Source organism: Caulobacter sp. NIBR1757 (assembly GCF_027912495.1).
Lineage (GTDB): Bacteria > Pseudomonadota > Alphaproteobacteria > Caulobacterales > Caulobacteraceae > Caulobacter.
Genome location: NZ_CP115463.1, coordinates 3,093,466 through 3,114,002, shown reverse-complemented (window position 1 = coordinate 3,114,002; position 20,537 = coordinate 3,093,466). Strand labels below are relative to the sequence as shown.

The 20,537-nt window shown below is 70.1% G+C and carries 2 protein-coding genes; one reads left to right on the top strand and one right to left on the bottom strand.

What is annotated here, in order from left to right; translation table 11 throughout:
- Positions 1 to 96: 96 nt before the first annotated feature.
- A complete protein-coding gene (locus O5I81_RS15180) occupies positions 97 to 2,172 on the bottom strand; it encodes a hypothetical protein (RefSeq protein WP_271065699.1) in 2,076 nt (691 codons plus the stop codon).
- A 392-nt stretch (positions 2,173 to 2,564) separates the two neighbouring features.
- Here O5I81_RS15180 and O5I81_RS15175 point away from each other — a divergent pair, with 392 nt between their 5' ends.
- Positions 2,565 to 20,483 carry a VCBS domain-containing protein gene (locus O5I81_RS15175; RefSeq protein ID WP_271065698.1) on the top strand — a complete coding sequence of 5,973 codons (17,919 nt, stop codon included), beginning with the start codon at positions 2,565 to 2,567 and terminating at the stop codon, positions 20,481 to 20,483.
- The last annotated feature ends 54 nt before the right edge of the window (positions 20,484 to 20,537 follow it).

The window sequence follows — 20,537 nt, the reverse complement described above, 5'->3', positions numbered from 1 at the left end:
TAATTCGGCTTAAGCGAGAAGGCTAGGCGGACCAATTGTTCTCATAACGTTCACTATCGCATGCGGGTCGCCCTTTCAACGTCCTGTCTTAGCCCCTCAATCGTCAAACACGCTTCCGCAATCCGCAAACTCCGGCAACCCGAACCCGCTGTTCACCCCCGGCTCCCAGATCGACCCACAGTCCGCGAACTCCGGCAGCTTTCGCCAGCTCTCCACCGGCGCCGTCAGCCGGTCGATCGAGCGGCCGATCAGCGACAGACAGTCCACCTCGTCGTCATACCGGCCCAGCGGAAACGCCACGCATTCGTCGATGAAACAGTCGCCGTCGCCATCGTCGCGCACGAAGATCCGCCCCTCCCGCACCAGGCTCTGGGCCGAGCGCGCCCGCGTCGCCTTGTCCTGCCCCGAGCTCAGCCACTCCAGCGGGCAACTCACCGACCGGGCCCGCATCTTGGCCCGCAGCATCGGCTCCACCGCCCGCTGGATCACCCCCGCCTCGCCGAACCAGCGGCGGATGCCGCCCCGCCGACGGAAGTCGGCGATCAGGTCGCACTGGCGTTCGATCCACTGGTCGGCGCTCGTCTGGCCGCCCCAGCTCGCCACCCGCCAAAGGTTGAACGCCGCATCGACGCCCCACACCGTCAGCCGGGTGAAATCGCCGCCGCCCTCGGTCACCGCATAATCGCTCGACCCATAGTACCGCAGCGTCTTGGGCAGCTCATGCTCCTGGAAGCGCTTGAACCAGCCCCGCTCGAAATAGCTCCCCTCCACCGGCCGCGGCCGTTGCTGGTACAGGGCGTTCCAGGTGCGCGGGTTGAGCTTGAACTGGTTCCAGTGATCCTCGCGCCAGTACTCGGGCCACAGATAGTCCCCCACCGCCCGTCCCAGCGGATCGTCCTCGCGCTCGGCCTGGGCCGGGATCGACACCACCTCCCAGACCTCGCCGTCGCGGCACAGCACCGGGCCCGACCGGCCATCGTAATCCGTCGGCAGCAGGCTCCCGGCCAGGTCATCCTCATGCCAGCGGGTCTGGATCAGCACGATCCGGCCGCCGGCCTTCAACCGGGTGCGCACCGTGTCGTCGAACTCCTCCCGCGTCCGCCGCCGGATCAGCTCGCTGTCGGCCTCGGCCCGGCTCTTGACCGGATCGTCGATGACGATCAGGTCGGCCCGGTTGCCGGTGATCCCGGCCAGCATCCCGGCCCCCATCCACTCGGACCCGTTATCCAGACCCCAGTCGATGACGCTGGCCTGGCCCCGATCCGGCTTCACCCCGAACAGGGCGGCGAACACCGGCTGCCGCGTCACGCTCCGCGCCTTGCGCCCGCGCCGCCCGGCCAGGGCCGTGGCATAGGTCACCGTCAGCACGCTGCGGTTCTTTGCCCGGCCCAGGAACCAGGGCGTGAACACATCGACCGCATAGGTCGACTTGGCCGACCCCGGCGGCATGAAGCCCATCAACCGCCGGATCTCGCCGCGCTCGACGGCCTCCAGCTTCTCCAGCCAGAGCTTATGGTGGGCGGCCAGGGTCAGGTTCCGTCCCGGCCCGGCGCCGGGGATGTCGATCAGCTTGCAGAAGGCGGTAAGGCCGCCCTTGTGGGCCCGCACCCGCCGCTGCTCCCGCTGGCTGGCCGGCGGCGGGGCAGGGGGCTCCGCCGCTTCATGCCGGCGCACCCCCAGCATCGCACAGGCCGCCCGCATCTCTTCCCGGCTGCCGGCCAACCCTCTGGCGACAAAGCTGTCCCACTGGTCCTCGGGCACCCCGTTTCTCAACCAGGCCGCCACCGTCGAGCCCGGCCGAGGAAGACGCCTGGCGATCGCGATCGTCCCGCCGCCATCCTCGAAGATGTCCGCCATTGTCCGCGGGCCGCCGGTTCGCGCCGCCAGCCGCTCTCTCAGCTCGTCCTCGGACGGAACCACCGCATGCTTGCGCACGCCCAACTCGGCGGACGCCTGCCGCAACTCCTCGCGGCTGACCGCCCAGCCCCGCTCGACGAAGCCGGCCCACTGGTCGTCCGGAATGCCGCCGGTCCGCCAGTTCGACACCGTCGGCAGGGGGCGCTGCAAAACCCTTGAGACGTGGGTCGAACCGCCGGCGTCCTTGATGATCTGCGCGGCCGAGCGAAAGCCGCCGGCGTCCGCCGGGGCAGGGGAGTCTGGATTGTCTGACATCGTGTAACTGTATAAAACATACTGGACAAAGTCAATGCCCCTTGGCGGGGTACGTCATCCGAGGGCCGGGCAACCCGCCGCAGTCCCCGCCCTCGGCAAACCGACGCCTGTTCACACGCCGTTTACAGCCGCCGCCATCCCCACGGTGTGTGTAGCCCCCCGAGGGCTCGTCATCCCACCGGCGAGTCCGCAGGCGCGCTGTCCGTCCCCCGCGGCCGGCGTCGCCGGGGGACCTGTGCATGCGTCACTTTGCAGACCCGTCGTCACGCCGCGCCGCCAGCGCCGGCGCCGCCATGCCCCGCACCCCCACGCCCCGCACCCCTACGCCCTGTTATTCCGCCAGCCGCCCGGCCCACCGCCGCGCGGCCGCTTCCGTCTAAGGACAGCCCCCGATGCCCAACCAGCGCACCGAAACCGTCGTCAACACCACCACCGCCGGATCGCAGAACTACCCCACGGTCGCGACCCTGCCGGACGGCGGCTACGTCATCGCCTGGATCTCCTCGGGCCAGGCGGGCGACGCCAACGGCGGCATCTGGTTCCAGCGCTACAATGCCGCCGGCCAGAAGGTGTCGGCCGATGGAGCGACCCTCGGAGCCCAGGAGGTGCTGGTCAATTCGACGACGGACGGGCGGCAGTATTATCCCGACATCACCGTGCTGCCGGACGGCAAGTTCGTATTCGTCTGGGTCAGCATGGATGGCCAGGACGGGTCGGGCGAGGGGGTCTACAGCCGTCTGTTCGGGGCCGACGGCGCGGCGATCGGGGCCGAGGTGCTGGTTCCGGTCACCACCGCCGGGCGGCAGGCCGACCCGCAGGTCACCGCCCTGGGGACCGGCTATGTGATCAGCTGGGCCTCCAACGCCGGCCCCGGCGACGCCAGCACCTACCGCGTCTATGCCCAGCGCTTCGACGGCGCCGGCAATTTCGTCGGCTGGGACGGGGCGGCCAACGGCAACAGCCGCACCGAGACCCTGATCAACACCTCGACGGCCAACGAGCAGGGCTGGAATAACCAGCTGGCCCTCGCCGACGGCAAGCTCTTGATGCTCTACGGCAGCCGCCACCTGGACGGCTCGGTCGATATCTTCGGCAAGCTCTACAATGCCGACGGCACGGTCGCGGCCGGCGAGTTCCGCATCAGCCAGTACGCCCCCAGCGAACAGATCTGGCCGGCCGCCACGCAGCTGGAAGACGGCCGCATCGTCGTCACCTGGAGCAGCTATGGCCAGGACGGCAGCGGCTATGGCGTCTACGCCCGCGTCCTGACCGCCGCCGGGGTTCCGGCCGGCGACGAGTTCCGCGCCAGCACCACGGCCGGCGGGGATCAGTCCAACGGCCCGGTGCGCGAGGGCTCGCAGGTTCAGGCCCTGAGCGACGGGGGCTTCCTGGTCGTCTGGCACGCCGCCGACAACAACGGGGCCGCCGTCTTCTACCAGCGCTTCGACGCCGAGGGCGACAAGGTCGGGGGCGAGGTGCTGGCCAACACCGGCAACTTCATCGGCGACCAGTATGTGCCGTCCATCCGCGCCTTCGAGGGCGGCTTCCAGCTGGTCTGGCATTCGACCACCGGCGATGGCGATGGCTGGACCGTCTACCAGAAGACCTACGCCCTGGAAGAGGCCATCGTCCGGGCCGGCGGCGAGGACCAGGTCAACACCGCCACCGGCTTCAACCAGCGCCTGCCGCAGGTCGCCTCGGCCGCCGATGGGTCCTACGTCATCGTCTGGCAGAGCCAGACCACCTACAACAGCGGCGATGGCTCCGGCTGGGGCCTGTTCGCCCAGCGCTACAACGCCGACGGCACGCGGGCCGGGGCCGAGTTCCAGGTCAACACGACCACGGCAGGGGATCAGCCCTACGACAGCGGCTGGCAGGTGACCCAGCTGGTCGGCGGCAAGTTCCTGGTGGTCTGGGGGACAACGGGCCAGTCCGGCGACGGCGACCTCGTCTCCATCGGCCAGCTGTTCAACGCCGACGGCAGCAAGGCCGGCGGCGAATTCCGCCTCAATGAGACGACCGCCGGCGAGCAGATCTACCCCGCCGTCACCGCCCTCGCGGACGGGGGCTTCGTCGCCGTCTACCGCGGCTATTTCATGAACGGCGGCAGCAGCTACGACGTCTTCTTCCAGCGCTTCGACGCCGCCGGCGCCAAGGTCGGGCCCGAGACCCGGGTCAGCGTCGCCGACAGCGTCAACACCTCCGACGGCTCCGAGCACCAGGGCCGCGTCCTCGGCCTGGCCGACGGGGGCTTCATCGTGATGTTCGCCGACAGCGGCAACGATGGCTCCGGCGAAGGCCTCTACGCCCGCCGCTACGACGTGACCGGCGCCCTGGTCGGCGGGACCAACGCCGACGGCTCGGCCGCGTCCGCCAGCTGGCAGGTCAACCTGCAGACCCTGCACGATCAGTACATGAAGTACGGCTGCATGGCCGCCCTGGCCGATGGCGGCTTCGTCCTGACCTTCTCGTCCAACCACAGCGACCAGTCCGGACTGGCCGTCTGGGCCCAGGTCTACAATGCAGACGGAACCCTGCGCAGCCCGCAGTTGCGGGTCAACGGCGGCCAGTGGAGCACCCAGGCCGACCCCGCCGTCGCCGCCCTGGCGGACGGGAGTTTCGTACTCGTCTGGATGTCCGAACAGCCCGACGCCTCCCACGGCCAGGACATCTACGCCAAGCGCTTCGCCGCCGACGGCAGCGTGCTCAACGAGGAATTCCTGGTCGATACCGTCCATGACCTCGGCAACCAGCGCTGGCCATCGGTCGCCGCCACGGCGGATGGCTTCATCGTCACCTGGGAGCACGAGACCAGCGAATACGGCCAGACCTATGATGGCTCGGGCGGCAGCATCTGGAGCCAGCGCTTCACGGTCGATGGCCTGAACGCGTCCGCCGACACCGCCCACCGGCCGATCCTGGTCGCCGCCGACGTTCATGGCGGCGAAGACAGCGCCATCGCTCTCGACGTCACCGCCGCCCTGTCCGGCGCGGCGCTCGGCACGGAGTCCCTGTCGATCGGCGTCGCCGGCATCCCGGTCGGGGCGACCCTGAGCGACGGCGACGGCCACAGCTTCACCGCCTCGGCCGCGCAGACGAGCGTCGATGTCACCGGCTGGCGGCTGTCCGGCCTGACCATCACCCCGGCGCCGGACTCCGAGGCCGACTTTACCCTGCGCATCCGCGCCACCTCGACCGACAGCGCCAGCGGCGACAGCGTCACCAACGAGGACCAGGTCTTCGTCACCGTCGATGCCCGCGCCGACGCCATGGACATCGGCGGCCGCTCCGAACGGGTCAACAGCTACACGACCGGCGACCAGGTCTTCGACATCGGCGGCGACCAGGTCTCCCGCTCGCCCGTGGCCAGCTGGGCCGACGGGTCGTACGTCGTGGTCTGGCAGTCGCGCGACCAGGATGGCGCCGAATGGGGCGTCTTCGGCCAGCGCTACGCCGCCGACGGCTCGGCCATCGGAACCGAATTCCAGGTCAACAGCTACACGCCGTCCGTCCAGATGGAGGCTTCGGTGGTCGCCCTGGCCGGAGGGGGCTTCGTTGTCACCTGGAGCAGCTTTGGCCAGATCACCCCGGCCGGCGGCGGCGATCCCTACTACAGCTACCAAAGCGTCTTCAGCCGGGTCTACGACGCCGGCGGCAATCCGGGGGCAGAGACCCTCGTCAACAGCTTCAACGGCTACGCCACCTACCAGATGCATTCGGACATCACCGCCCTCAGCGACGGTGGCTATCTGATCGCCTGGCATTCGGACGGCCAGGACGGCTCGAGCTACGGAACCTACGCCCAGCGCTACAACGCCGCCGGCCAGGCGGTCAGCCGCGACGGGGCAGGGGTCGGCGCCGACGAGTTCCGGCTCAACACCACCACCGCCAACGAACAGAGCTGGCCCTCGATCACCGGCCTGCCGGGCGGAGGCTTCATTGCGGTCTGGAACAGCAATGGCCAGGCCGGCGGCTCGGCCCACGACGTGGTCATCCGCCGCTTCGACAGCGCCGGCCAGCCGGTCGGCGCCGAGGCCGTCGTCAACCAGACGCTGGCCGGCAACCAGTTCCACCCCAACGTCACCGTCCTCAGCGATGGCGGCTACCTGATCGTCTGGCAGAGCGACAACAACGACGGCTCCAGCTGGGCGGTCATGGGCCGCGTCTACAACGCCGACGGCTCGGCCCGCAGCGACGAGTTCCTCGCCAACCGCGTCACCGCCGGCGACCAGAGCAAGGCCCAGGCCGTCGCCCTGTCCGACGGCGGGTTCTTCATCGCCTGGCACGGCCAGGGCGAAGACATGTATGGCTACGGAGTCTTCGGCCAGCGTTTTGATTCGGAAGGGGATTCTGTCGGCGGCGAGTTTCCGCTCGACGCCAGCCGCACCTACGGCGAACAGACCTTCCCCTTCCTGGCGGCCGGCGCCGACGGCAGCGTCATCGCCGTCTGGCAGGGCCACGACCCGCAAGCCGACGGCTACTGGGGCGACGGCTCGGGCTGGGGCATCTTCGGCACGCGCTTCCAGCTCGACGCCAATCCGGCCGCCCCGACCGGCGGCGAGAGCCAGGTCAACAGCAAGTCGGCCCACGACCAGTCCGGCGCCGACATCGCCACCCTCACGGACGGCAGCTACATCGTCGTCTGGCGCAGCGCCCCCAGCCGGGGAACCGGCGACATCTCCTCGAACGGCGTCTTCGCCCAGCGCTATGGCGCCGACGGCCAGCCGATCGGTTCCGAGTTCACCGTCAACACCACCCTGACCGGCGACCAGACCAATCCCCAGGTCGCCGCCCTGGCCGGCGGGGGCTATGTCGTCACCTGGCAGTCGAGCCAGGGCGACGGCGCCGGCTACGGTATCTTCGCCCAGCGTTTCGACAGCGCCGGCAATGCGACCGGCGGCGAGTTCCAGGTCAATTCCGGCGCCGCCGGCAACCAGTACGACGCCCAGATCACAGCCCTGACCGGCCCCAACGCGGGGGGCTTCGTCATCACCTGGCACCAGGACAACGGCGAGGTCGAGGCCCGGGTGTTCGACGCCGCCGGCAATCCGGTGGGCGCCGACCTGCAGGTCAACCTGCAGATCCCCCGCCTCAACGGCAGCGACGCCGGCGAATACCTGCCCGCCGTGGCGGCCACCGCCGACGGCGGCTTCGTAATCGTCTGGCGCGACAACGACACCGACGGCTACGGCACGGCGGTCTTCGGCCAGCGCTATGGCCTGAGCGGCGGCGTCGTTACCCGGCTGGGCGGCATGCAGCCCGACGGCTCGGCGGCGACCGACAACTTCCGGGTCAATGACCAGACCTACGGCAACCAGTCCGACCCGCGCGTCGTCGGCCTGGCCGGGGGCGGCTTCCTTGTCGTCTTCCAGTCCGATGTCGCCGACAGCAACGGCGCGGGCCTGGTCGGCCAGATCTACAACGCGGCCGGCGGCCGGGTCGGCGGCGAGTTCGTCATGACCAGCCATGTGGCCGGGACCCAGGTCCTGCCCGATCTGGTCGCCATGCCCGACGGCGGCGTGCTGATGACCTGGCAGAGCGATCACAACGACGGCTTCGACGGCGTCGATGTCTTCGTCAAACGCTTCGCCGCCGACGGCCGCGTGCTGGGCGAGGAGCAGCGGGTCAACAGCTACGGCGCCGGCTACCAGGGCGATCCGGCCATCAGCGTGGTCGGCGATGGATTTACCGTCGTCTGGACCTCGACCGGCCAGGATGGCAGCGGCAACGGTGTCTTCCAGCAGCATTTCACCTTCGACACCGGTCCGAACGGCGCGGTCGCCGACCGTCCGACCCTGTCGGCCGGCGACACGACCGGCGACGAGGACACGGCCATCGCCCTGACCGTCAGCGCCGGCCTTGCCGATACCGACGGCTCCGAAACCCTGACGCTCGAAGTCTCCGACATCCCGGTCGGCGCCACGCTCAGCGACGGGACCCACAGCTTCACCGCCACCGCCGCCGACCGCACGGTCGACATCGCCGGCTGGACCCTTTCCAGCCTGACCATCACCCCGCCCGCCGACAGCGACGCCGACTTCACCCTGACCCTGCGCGCCCAATCGCGTGAAACCGTCGGCGGCGACGTCGCCTGGAACACCGACAGCATCCGCGTCACCGTCAATGCGGTGGCCGAGGTCCAGCTGCCGTTCAACGACGAGTTCGACGTCAACACGACCGCCAACGGCAGCCAGTACGACCCTCAGGTCACCGCCTTCGCCGATGGCTCGTTCGTCGTCATCTGGACCAGCGACAGCAACGCCGGCGGCGCCGCCGAGGACATCATCGGCCGCCTGTTCAACGCCGACGGCACGCCCGCCGGCGCCGAGTTCATCGTCAACACCTACACCGGCTACTACGAGAACCGCCCCGATGTGACGGTGCTGGCCAACGGCGACTTCCTGGTCAGCTGGACCCAGCAGGACGAGAGCGGCTGGGGTGTGTTCGGCCAGCGCTTCGACGCCGACGGCGTCAAGCTGGCCCTCGACGGGGCCGGGCCGGGAACGGCCGTCCGCATCAACGACACCACGGCCCGCGACCAGTACTGGCCCGAGGTCACGGCCCTGGCCGACGGCGGCTGGATCGTCACCTGGCAGTCCTTCGACCAGGAAGCGGCGCCGGGCCAGCCGGGCGACGAGACCTGGGGCATCTATGCGAAACGCTACGCCGCCGACGGCTCGGTGGTGCAGATGTACGATGCGGCCGGCGTCGCCTCCAGCGAGGTGCGCATCAACGTCACCGTGGCCGGCAGCCAGCAGCATGGCGCCGTGGTCCAGCTGGCCGGCGGCGGCTTCGCCTTCAGCTGGTATGGACCCGACGCCAGCGGCGGCGGCCAGTACATCCGCTTCTACGACGCCTCGGGCCATCCGGTGACCAGTCTGGGGACCGACGGCGAGATGCTCGTCAACACCACCACCACCTCGGAGCAGGGGGCCGAGGGCGGCGCCATGGCCGCCCTGACCGATGGCGGCGTGGTCGTCACCTGGCACAGCCTGAACCAGGACGGCTCGGGCTACGGCGTCTACGGCCAGGTCTACAACGCCGACGGCACGACCCGCGGCGGCGAGTTCCACGTCTCCGCCTACGCCTACGACTCCCAGCAGGAGCCGCGCGTCACCAGCCTGCCCGACGGCGGCTTCATGGTCGCCTGGACCAGCGCCAACCAGGACGGCGACAGCTGGGGTGTCTACGCCCAGCGCTTCGACGCCACCGGCGACGCGGTCGGGGCCGAGTTCCGCCTCAACGAAACCACGGCCGGCGACCAGAGCACCCCCGCCATCGCCGTGCAGCCGGACGGCTCCGGCGTCATTGTGGTCTGGGAAGCGCCGGACGGCTCCGGCGGCGGCATCGACGCCAAACTCATCCCGCTGCCCGATGCGGCCACCGAACTGGCCATCGACACCGCCGGCGTCGAACAGCAGGTCAACAGCTACACCACCGCCGACCAACTCTATCCTTCCGTCACCAAACTCGACGACGGATCGTACGTCGTGGTCTGGCAGTCGAACGGCCAGGACGGCTCCAGCTGGGGCGTCTACGCCAAGCACTTCGACAGCGACGGCGACGCCATCCAGCTGACCGATAGCAACGGCGACCCGTTGTGGGTCCTCGACGGCAATGGCGACCCCGTCCTGGTCCCCGACGGGCAGGGCAATCAGGTCCAGGTCCCGCTGACCGAGTTCCGCGTCAACAGCTACGCCAACAGCGAGCAGCGCACGGCCAACGTCGTGGCCACGGCCGACGGCGGCTTCCTGGTCGTCTTCCAGTCCTATGGCAACACTGGAGCCGGCGACGGCGACTGGGGCGTCTATGCCCGCAAGTACGATGCGCAGATGCAGGTCCAGTCGCTGCTGGACGCCGGCGGCAATCCCGTCGCCGAACTGCGCCTCAACAGCTACACCAACTCGACCCAGGAAGCGGTGAAGGCCGCCCTGCTTGAGGACGGCAGTGTCGTCGTCACCTGGCAGTCGGACGGCCTGGACGGCTCGACCTGGGGCATCGCCAGCCGGCGGATCGACGCCGCCGGCCAGCTGGTCGGGGTCTCGGATACGGTGGTCAACACCACCACCACCGATCAGCAGCTCAGCCCGGCGATCGCCGCCCTGACCGATGGCGACTACGTCATCACCTGGAGCGCCTACAATCACGACGGCTCCGAATGGGGCGTCTACGCCCAGCGGTTCAATGCCGACGGCACGCGTGACGGCCAGGAGATGCTGGTCAACACCCTGACCGATTCCGCCCAGATCTATCCCAGCGTGGCCGGCCTCAGCGACGGCGGCTACGTCATCGCCTGGCAGACCTACACCGGCGCCGACGCGGACAATTCCGGCTACGGCATCGCCGGCCAGCGCTATGACGCCGCCGGCAATGCGGTGGGCGGCGAATTCCTGATCAACGGCGTCGGCTACCAGGACCAGTCCCAGGTCACCCTTGTCGCCGCCCCGGACGGGGGCTTCGTTGTCGCCTGGACCAGCTACCAGGCTGATGGCTCCAGCAACGGCGTCGTCGCCCGGCGTTTCGACGCGGCCGGCAACGCCACCGAACCCTATGGTGACGACGTCCTCGTCAACACCTACAGCCTGGGTGACCAGTCGGGCCCGGCCATCGCCATGCTCGACCGCGGCTTCGTGGCGGTCTGGCATTCGCAGGGCCAGGACGGCAGCGGCTACGCCATCGAGATGCAGCGCTTCCAGGGCCAGGGCCTCGAGCCGCCGCCCCTGATCGTCGATGCGGCGCACGGCGGCGATAGCGCGGGTGACCTGATCTTCTCGACCCTGCAGGAGGCGCTCGACGCCGCCGAGGATGGCGACACCGTCATCCTCAAGGGCGGGACCTACAACCTCTCGACCACGGCCGTGGTCGATGTCGACGACCTGCGCATCAAGAACGCAGTCGGCGAGACGGTGATCATCAACGGCCCGGCCGGGGCGGCGGCGCTGGAAGTCGGGGCCGGGCTCAACATCACCCTGCGCGGCGATGCGGTCGAGCGGCTGGTGTTCAACGCCGGGGCCGGGGCCGATGCGGCGGTCGATTTCCTGGGGACCAACAGCGGGACCGAGATCCTGCGCGTCACCATCAACGCCAACGGTGACTATGGCCTGCGCTTCGGCGGCGGCCAGAACGGCGTCTCGATCAGCGACAGCACCTTTGGCGGGGCGGCGGCGGTCGCGCTGGTGCTGGTGCGCGGAACGGCCAGCGGGGTCGCGGCCTCGACCGGCGTCAATGTGCTCGACAGCCTGTTCAGCGGCACGGGCGGCTCGGGCCTGGTGACCGAAGCCACGGGCGGCCAGATCCTCGAGAACGTCTTCAGCGGCGACTTCGCCGAAGGTTTCGCGGCGCTGGTCGCCTGGGCGGCCGGCGGCGACATCCAGGACAACAGCTTCAGCGGCCCGGGGGCCGGCGCCTGGTTCTACGACCTGGCCAATGCCTATGCGGAAGCAACCTTCATCGGCCAGAACGCCTTCCCGGCCGGCTGGGCCTGGGTGCAGGAGCGGGGCGGCGTCTTCTCGACCCTGAAGGAAGCCCTCGCCACGGCCCAGGCCGGCGACACCATCCAGGCCACGGCCGGCGACTACGCCGGTGAGAGTGGCCTGACCGTCGCCGACGACGACCTGAAGATCAACGCCCCGGCCGGCGCCACCGGCATCGTCCTGGCGCTCGGCCCGGGCGTCACCACGGTCACCTTCAACGACGCCGCCGCCATCGACGTCACCGGCAACGGCGCCGCCAACATTGTCCACGGCGGTTCAGGGGCGGACTCCGTCCACGGCGCGGCGGGTGATGATCAGCTGAACGGCCGCGATGGCAACGACCAGCTGTTCGGCGATGCCGGCGCCGACGTCCTCACCGGCGGAAGCGGCGATGACGCCATGCAGGGCGGGGCGGACAGCGACCGCTACGTCGTCAGCCTCGGCGAAGGCCACGACACCGTCACCGACGTCTCGGGCGCGGACGACGTGCTGGCCCTCTATACGACCAACTTCGGCGGCAACGACGGCCTGGTGCTGTCCGGCGCGGCCGGCTCGACGACCGCGACCTTCAACGGCGACGCGACGGCCAACGTCACAGCGACCGGCATCGAGCGCGTCGAGGTCACCCTCGACAACAACGACGGTGTCACCCTGACCGGCGCCGTGGGCGCCGCCAGCGTCCGCATCAGCGGCGGGACGGGGGCCAACGTCATCGACGCCAGCGGTCTCACCTCGGCCACGGCGGTGACCTTTACCGGCGGGCGCGGCGCCGACAGCTTCACTGGCTCGGCGGGCCTGAACGACACGATCGACTACGCGGCCGAAGCCGACCCTGGCGCCGTCACGATCAATCTGGCCGCCGGCACGGCGATCGACACCAATGGCGACACCGATACCCTCAGCGGCGTCGAGAACGTCATCACCGGGGCCGGCGCCGACAGCATCACCGGCTCCAGCGTCGCCAACCGCATCGAAGCGGGGGGCGGCAATGACAGCGTGGCCGGCGGCGGCGGCATCGACAGCTTCGTGTTCCGCGCCGGCTTCGGCACGGACACCATCAGCGACTTCGCCCCGGCCACGGAGTTCCTGCGCTTTGACGCGGCCGTCTTCGCCACCGTCGCCGACGTGCTGGCGGCGGCCAGCGCCTCGGGCGGAAATACCGTGATCTCCGCCGGCGCCAACAGCATCACCCTGACCGGCGTAACCCCGGCCCAACTCGGCGCCTGGAACATCGACATCCTCGGCAGCAATGACGCCCCGACCCTGCGGGCCGGCGCCCCCAGCGCCACCCTGCGCGAGGTTGGCCAGGGCGTCGCCGGCACGGCGGTCTCCACCGTCGCCCTGACCGCCGCCGACGTTGACGGCACGGTCGCGTATGACGCCGCAGCCCTGACCGCCGACGGCTGGGTGCAGGGCCCGGCCGGTGTCTGGACCAAGGACGGCGTCTACGGCCAGGCCGTCCTGACCATCGCCTCCAACAGCCTGGCCTATGCGCTGGACAACGCCCGCACCGCCACCCAGGCGCTGCAGACCGGCCAGACGGTCACCGAGACCTTCACCGTCCCGGTCGTCGATGACGGCAGCCTGACCGCCACCCGGGCCGTGACCTTCAGCATCGGCGGCAGCAACGACGCCCCGGTCGGCGTCGTCGATACCGGCACGGCCGTCGAGGCCGGCGTGGCGCCCGGCGCCAACGCCACCGGCAACGTGCTGACCAACGACATCGACGTCGATGCCGGCGACAGCAAGGTGGTCTCCGCGATCAACGGCGGCGCGGTCGGTTCGGCCCTGGCCGGCGCCTATGGCAGCCTGACCCTCAACGCCGACGGGACCTACAGCTACGCCATCGACAACGCCAACAGCACGGTCCAGGCCCTGCGCACGGCGGCCCAGACCCTGACCGACAGCTTCACCTACACGGTGCGGGACGCGGCCGGCGCGACCAGCAGCACGACCCTGACCATCACCCTCCAGGGCGCCAACGACGCCCCCGTGGCGGTGGCCGATACCGGCATCGCGGGTGAGGCCGGCGTCGCCGCTGGCTCCGACGCCACCGGCAATGTGCTGACCAACGACACGGATGTGGATACGGGCGACTCGAAGACCGTCTCGGCCGTCACCGGCGGCACGGTCGGCTCGGCGCTGAACGGGACCTACGGGACCCTGACCCTCAATGCCGACGGCAGCTATGCCTACGCCGTCAACAACGCCAATGCGGCGGTCAACGCCCTGCGGACCACCGCCAACACCCTGACCGACAGCTTCACCTACACGGTGGCTGACGCGTCCGGGGCGACCAGCAGCACGACCCTGACCATAACCGTTCGCGGGACCAACGACGCCCCCGTCGCCGTCGCCGACAGCGGCACGGCGGTCGAGGCGGGGACATCGGCCGGCTCCGCCGCCAGCGGCAACCTGCTGACCAACGACACCGACGTCGACACCGGCGACACCAAGGCGGTCACCGCCTTCAGCCAAGGCGCCAGCAACGGCACGATCGGCTCGGGCCTGGCCGGCGCCTACGGGACCCTGACGGTCAATGCCAATGGGACCTGGACCTATGTGGTCAACGACAGCAACGCCACGGTCCAGGCCCTGCGCCTGGCCGGCGAGACCCTGACCGAGACCTTCAACTACACCCTGCGCGACACCGCCGGCGCGACCAGCGCCAGCACCCTGACAGTGACCATCCAGGGCGCCAATGACGCCCCGGTCGGTGTTAACGACGCGGGCTCGGCCAACGAGGCCGGCGTGGCGGCAGGCTCCAACGCCACCGGCAACGTCCTGACCAACGATACCGATGTCGATGCCGGGGACTCGAAGACCGTCTCGGCGCTCAGCGGCGGCACGGTCGGCTCGGCCCTCAACGGAACCTACGGCGCCCTGACGCTCAACGCCGACGGGTCCTACTCATACGCGGTCAACAACGCCAACGCGGCCGTCAATGCCCTGCGCCTGAGCACCGACACCCTGACCGACAGCTTCACCTATACGGTGCGCGACACGGCCGGGGCGACCAGCACGGCCACCCTGACCATCACCGTCCACGGCGCCAACGACGCGCCGGTGGGGGTGGGTGACAGCGGCACGGCGGTCGAGGCCGGCACGGCAGCCGGCTCCAACGTCAGCGGCAACGTCCTGGCCAACGACACCGACGTCGATACCGGCGATGCCACGACGGTCTCGGCCGTGACCGGCGGCGCGGTCGGCGCGTCTCTCGCCGGCGCTTACGGCGCCCTGACCCTGAACGCGGACGGCAGCTACAGCTACGTCGTCGACAACGCCAACGCGGCGGTGAATGCGCTGCGCCTCAGCACCGATACCCTGACGGACGTCTTCACCTACACGGTGCGGGACACGGCCGGGGCGACCAGCACGGCCAGCCTGACCATCACGGTCCAGGGCGCGAATGACGCCCCGGTCGCCGAGGACGATACTGGTTCGGCCAGCCTCGGGGTCGATGGCGGACCGTCCAACGACGCGACCGGCAACGTGCTCAGCAACGACACCGACGTGGACAGCGGCGATGGCAAGACCGTCACCGCCCTGAGCGGTGGAACGGTCGGCGCGGCGCTGGCCGGCCAGTACGGCACGCTGACCCTCAACGCCGACGGCAGCTATACCTACGTCATCGACGAGCTCGATCCGGCGGTGGTGGCGCTTGGGCCCACCGACAGCATCTCCGAGACCTTCACCTACACCCTGGCCGACGCGGCCGGGGCGACCGATACGGCTGTCCTGACCATCACCGTCTTCGGGGCCAACGAGTCGCCGACGGCGGTGGCCGATGTCGGCGCGGCGGTCGAGGCGGGCGTGGCGGCGGGCTCGAACGCCAGCGGCAATGTGCTGACCAACGACACCGACCCGGACGCCGGCGACAGCAAGACCGTCACCCAGGTGAAGTTCGGCGCCGCCACCGGCGCGCTCGGCTCGGCCCTGGCCGGCGACTATGGCTCGCTGACCCTCAACGCCGACGGCTCCTACAGCTACGCCATCGACAACAGCGACGCGGTGGTTCAGGCCCTGCGCACGGCCTCGGACACCCTGACCGAAGTCTTCACCTACACCATGCGCGACACGGCGGGCGCGACCAGCACCACGACCCTGACCATCACGATCCAGGGCGCCAACGACGCGCCTGTGGCGGTGGCCGACGTCGGTACGGCGGTGGAAGCGGGCGTCGTCGCCGGCTCCAACGCCACCGGCAATGTGCTGACCAACGACACCGACGTCGATGCCGGCGACGGCAAGACTGTCACGGCGCTCACCGGCGGCACGGTCGGCTCGGCCCTGGCCGGGACCTACGGCAGCCTGACGCTCAACACCGACGGCAGCTACAGCTACGCGGTCAACAACGCCAACAGCGCCGTCCAGGCCCTGCGCACGGCCGGCCAGACCCTGAGCGAGGCCTTCACCTACACCGTCACCGACACGGCCGGGGCGACCAGCTCGACTACACTCACGATCACCATCCAGGGCGCCAACGACGCCCCGGTGGCGGTGGCCGATATCGGCTCGGCGACCGAGGCCGGCACGGCGGCGGGCTCGAACGCGACCGGCAATGTGCTGACCAATGACACCGACGTGGACGGCGGCGACGGCAAGAGCGTCTCCGCCGTCAGCGGCGGAATCGTCGGCTCGGCCCTGGCCGGTCAGTACGGCAGCCTGACGCTGAACGCCGACGGCAGCTACAGCTATGCCATCGACAACGCCCATGCGGCCGTGAACGCCCTGCGCCTCAGCACGGACACCCTGACCGACAGCTTCACCTACACGGTGACCGACACGGCCGGGGCGACCAGCTCGACCACCCTGACCATCACCGTCCACGGCGCCAACGACGCCCCGGTGGCCGTCGCCGATACCGGAACGGCCGTCGAGGCCGGAACCGCGGCAGGCTCCAACGCCACCGGCAACGTGCTGACCAACGACACCGACGTCGATACGGGCGACAGCAAGACCGTCACCGCTCTGACCGGTGGCACGGTCGGCTCGGCCTTGGCCGGCGCCTACGGCAGTCTGACCCTCAACGCCGACGGGACCTACAGCTACGCGGTCAACAACGCGAGCAGCGCCGTCCAGGCCCTGCGGACGTCGGCCCAGACCCTGACCGAGAGCTTCACCTACACGGTGACGGACGCGGCCGGGGCGACCAGCGCGACCACCCTGACGATCACCATCCAGGGCGCCAACGACGCCCCGGTGGCGGTGGCCGACACCGGCTCGGCGACCGAAGCCGGAACCTCCGCTGGCTCAAACGCCAGCGGCAACGTCCTGACCAACGACACCGACGTGGACGGCGGCGACGGCAAGACCGTCTCGGCCCTCAGCGGCGGCGTGGTGGGCTCGGCCTCGGCCGGCGCCTACGGGGCCCTGACCCTCAACGCCAACGGCACCTACAGCTACGCGGTCGATAACGGCAACGCGGCGGTGAACGCCCTGGCCGCCGGCCAGACCCTGACCGACGTCTTCACCTACACGGTGGCCGACACCGCTGGAGCGACCAGCCAGGCCACCCTGACCATCACGGTGAACGGCGCCAACGATGCGCCGGTGGCGGTGGCCGACACCGGCTCGGCCACCGAGGCTGGGACCGCGCCTGGCTCCAACGCCACGGGCAACGTCCTGGCCAATGACACCGACGTCGACAGCGGTGATGCCCTCACCGTCGCCGCCCTCGACGGCGGGACCCTCGGCGCGGCGCTCAACGGCGACTTTGGGGCCCTGACCCTCAATGCCGACGGCTCCTACAGCTACGTCGTCAACGAGGCGGCGGTGAACAGCCTGCGCACCTTCGCCGACACGGTCAGCGATACCTTCACCTACACGGTTCGCGACGCCGCCGGCGCGACCTCGACCGCCAGCCTGACCATCACCACCCACGGCGCCAACGACGCGCCGGTGGCCGTCGATGACGCCGGCGCCGCCAGCAAGGACGGCGACGGCGTACCCATCGACGCGGTCGGCAACGTCCTGACCAATGACACCGACGTGGACAGCGGCGACAGCAAAACCGTCTCCGCCATCACCGGCGGTACGGTCGGTGCCGGCCTGATCGGCCAGCACGGGACCCTGACGCTCAACGCCGACGGCTCGTACCGCTATGTCACCGACGAAAGCGATCCGGCGGTGCTGGCGCTCGGCCCGACCGACAGCCTGACCGAGACCTTCACCTACACCCTGACCGACACGGCTGGGGCGACCGACACCGCCGTCCTGACCATCACCGTCTACGGCGCCAACGAGGCGCCGGTGGCGGTGGCCGATGTGGCCACGGCGGTCGAGGCCGGGGTCGCCGCCGGGACCGACCCGAGCGGCAACGTCCTGACCAACGACACCGACGAGGACGCCGGCGACACCCAGGAGGTCACCCAGGTCCAGTTCGGCGCCACGGTCGGAACCCTCGGCTCTGCCCTGGCCGGCGCCTACGGCAGCCTGACCCTCAACGCCGACGGCTCCTACGCCTACGTCGTCGACAACGGCAATGCGACGGTGAACGCCCTGCGCACGGCCGGCGAGACCCTGACCGAGACCTTCACCTACACGATGCGCGACGCCGTCGGCGTCACCAGCACCACCACCCTCACCATCACCCTGCAGGGCGCCAACGACGCCCCGGTCGCGGGCGATGATCTGGGCGACGCGACCGATGGCGGGCCGAACGGCTCGGGCAACGTCCTGACCAACGATAGTGACGTCGACGGCGGCGATGCGAGGACCGTCTCGGCCGTCACCGGCGGCGCGGTCGGCTCGGCCTTCGCCGGCCAGTACGGGACCCTCACGCTCAACGCCAACGGGACCTGGTCCTACGTGGTCAACGGCGCCAACGCCGCCGTCGCCGCCCTGGGCGCCAGCCAGACCCTGACCGACAGCTTCACCTACACGGTGCGCGACACAGCCGGGGCCATTGATACCGCCAGCCTCGACATCACCGTCCACGGCATCAACGACGCCCCGGTCCTCGACCTGCAGGCCAGCCGCGGCGGCACGGGCACGGTGGTCGGCTTCGGCGACAGCACCGGAGCGGTGTCCATCATCCCGGCCGACGTCCTCATCGACGATCCCGACGACACGGTGCTGACCAGCGCCACCCTGCGCCTGACCAACCCGTCGTCCGGCGACCGGCTGGCCATCGGCAACCTCCCGGCGCTGGCAGCCCTCGGCATCACCGCCTCGGCCTACGACAGCGGCACGGGCATCCTCACCTTGACCGGCCCGGCCAGCGAGAGCGCCTTCCAGCAGGCGCTGCATCTGGTCACCTTCAACAGCACCAACCCCAGCCCGCCGCTCGGCGACCGGCTGATCCAGGTCACCGTCACCGACGGGCTTGCGACCAGCAACATCGCGGTGGCCACAGTGCAGGTGGTCGCCCGCATGACCCTCTACGGAACGGCCGGCGCTGACAACCTGACCGGCAATGTCGGCGGCGACACCCTGCTCGGCCGGGCCGGCGACGATCTGCTCAAGGGCATGGGCGGCAACGACCAGCTGAACGGCGAGGCCGGCATCGACCGCCTCTACGGCGGCGACGGCAATGATCGCCTGGTCGGCGGCGACGACGCCGACAGCCTCTACGGCGAGGCCGGCGACGACAACCTCAGCGGCGATGCCGGGGACGACAGGCTGAACGGCGGCGACGGCGACGATAGCCTGGCCGGCGGCGCGGGCAAGGACATCCTCACCGCCGGGGCCGGCAACGACACCCTACGCGGCGACGACGACGACGACACCCTCAACGGCGAGGCGGGCGCCGACCGTCTCTATGGTGGCGCCGGTGCCGACCGTCTCAACGGCGGCATCGATGGCGACTTTTTGTACGGCGACGCCGGCGACGACACCCTGACCGGGTTCGACGGCGACGACACCCTGACCGGCGGCGCGGGCGCCGACAAGATCTACGGCAACCTCGGCGCCGACCGCGCCTACGGCGGCGACGACAACGACCAGATCCTCGGCGACGCCGGGGGCGACACGCTCAACGGCGATGGCGGCGACGACAAGATCTACGGCGGCGACGACAACGACGTTCTCAACGGCGGCATCGGCAATGACTTCCTGCGCGGCGACGCCGGCGACGACAAGCTGACCGGGGCAGACGGCGACGACGACCTGGCCGGCGGCGACGGCGCCGACATCCTCAATGGCGGCCTCGGCATCGACCTCCTCAAGGGCGACGCCGGCGACGACCAGCTGTCCGGCGATGCCGGGGCCGACAGGCTCTATGGGGGCGACGGGACCGACAGGATCTACGGCGGCGACGACGCCGACCAGGCCTGGGGCGATGCCGGCGCCGATACCCTCCTCGGCCAGGCCGGCGACGACACCCTCTGGGGCGGAGCCGGTCTCGACAGCCTTTATGGGGGCGACGGAGTCGATCAGATCCACGGCGGCGACGACGCCGACACGGTCAGCGGCGACGCCGGCAATGACAGTCTTTGGGGCGACGCGGGGGATGACCGCATGCTCGGTGGGGACGGTGACGATGTCCTGATCGGTGGGATCGGGCTCGACACCATGACCGGCGGTTCGGGTTCGGACCGGTTCGTGTTCAGTACGATCACGGACTCCGCACCGGGGGGTGCGGACCGGATCACCGACTTCAACGGCGCCCTGGACACCGTCGACTTGTCGGCCATCGACGCCAACACGGGCCTTGGCGGCAACCAGGCCTTCACCTGGGCGGCGGCCTTCACCGGCGTGGCCGGCCAGGCGGTGCTGACCTACAGCAGCGTCACAAAGGTCACCACGCTCACCCTCGACAACAACGGCGACGGCGTCTCCGACTTCGCCCTGACCTTCACCGGCCAGGTCACCGGCGGCAGCGGCTTCATCCTGTAGCGCGGGGGAGCCAGCCTCGCCGGGATAAGGGGCGAATAAACACCGGGTGAAATT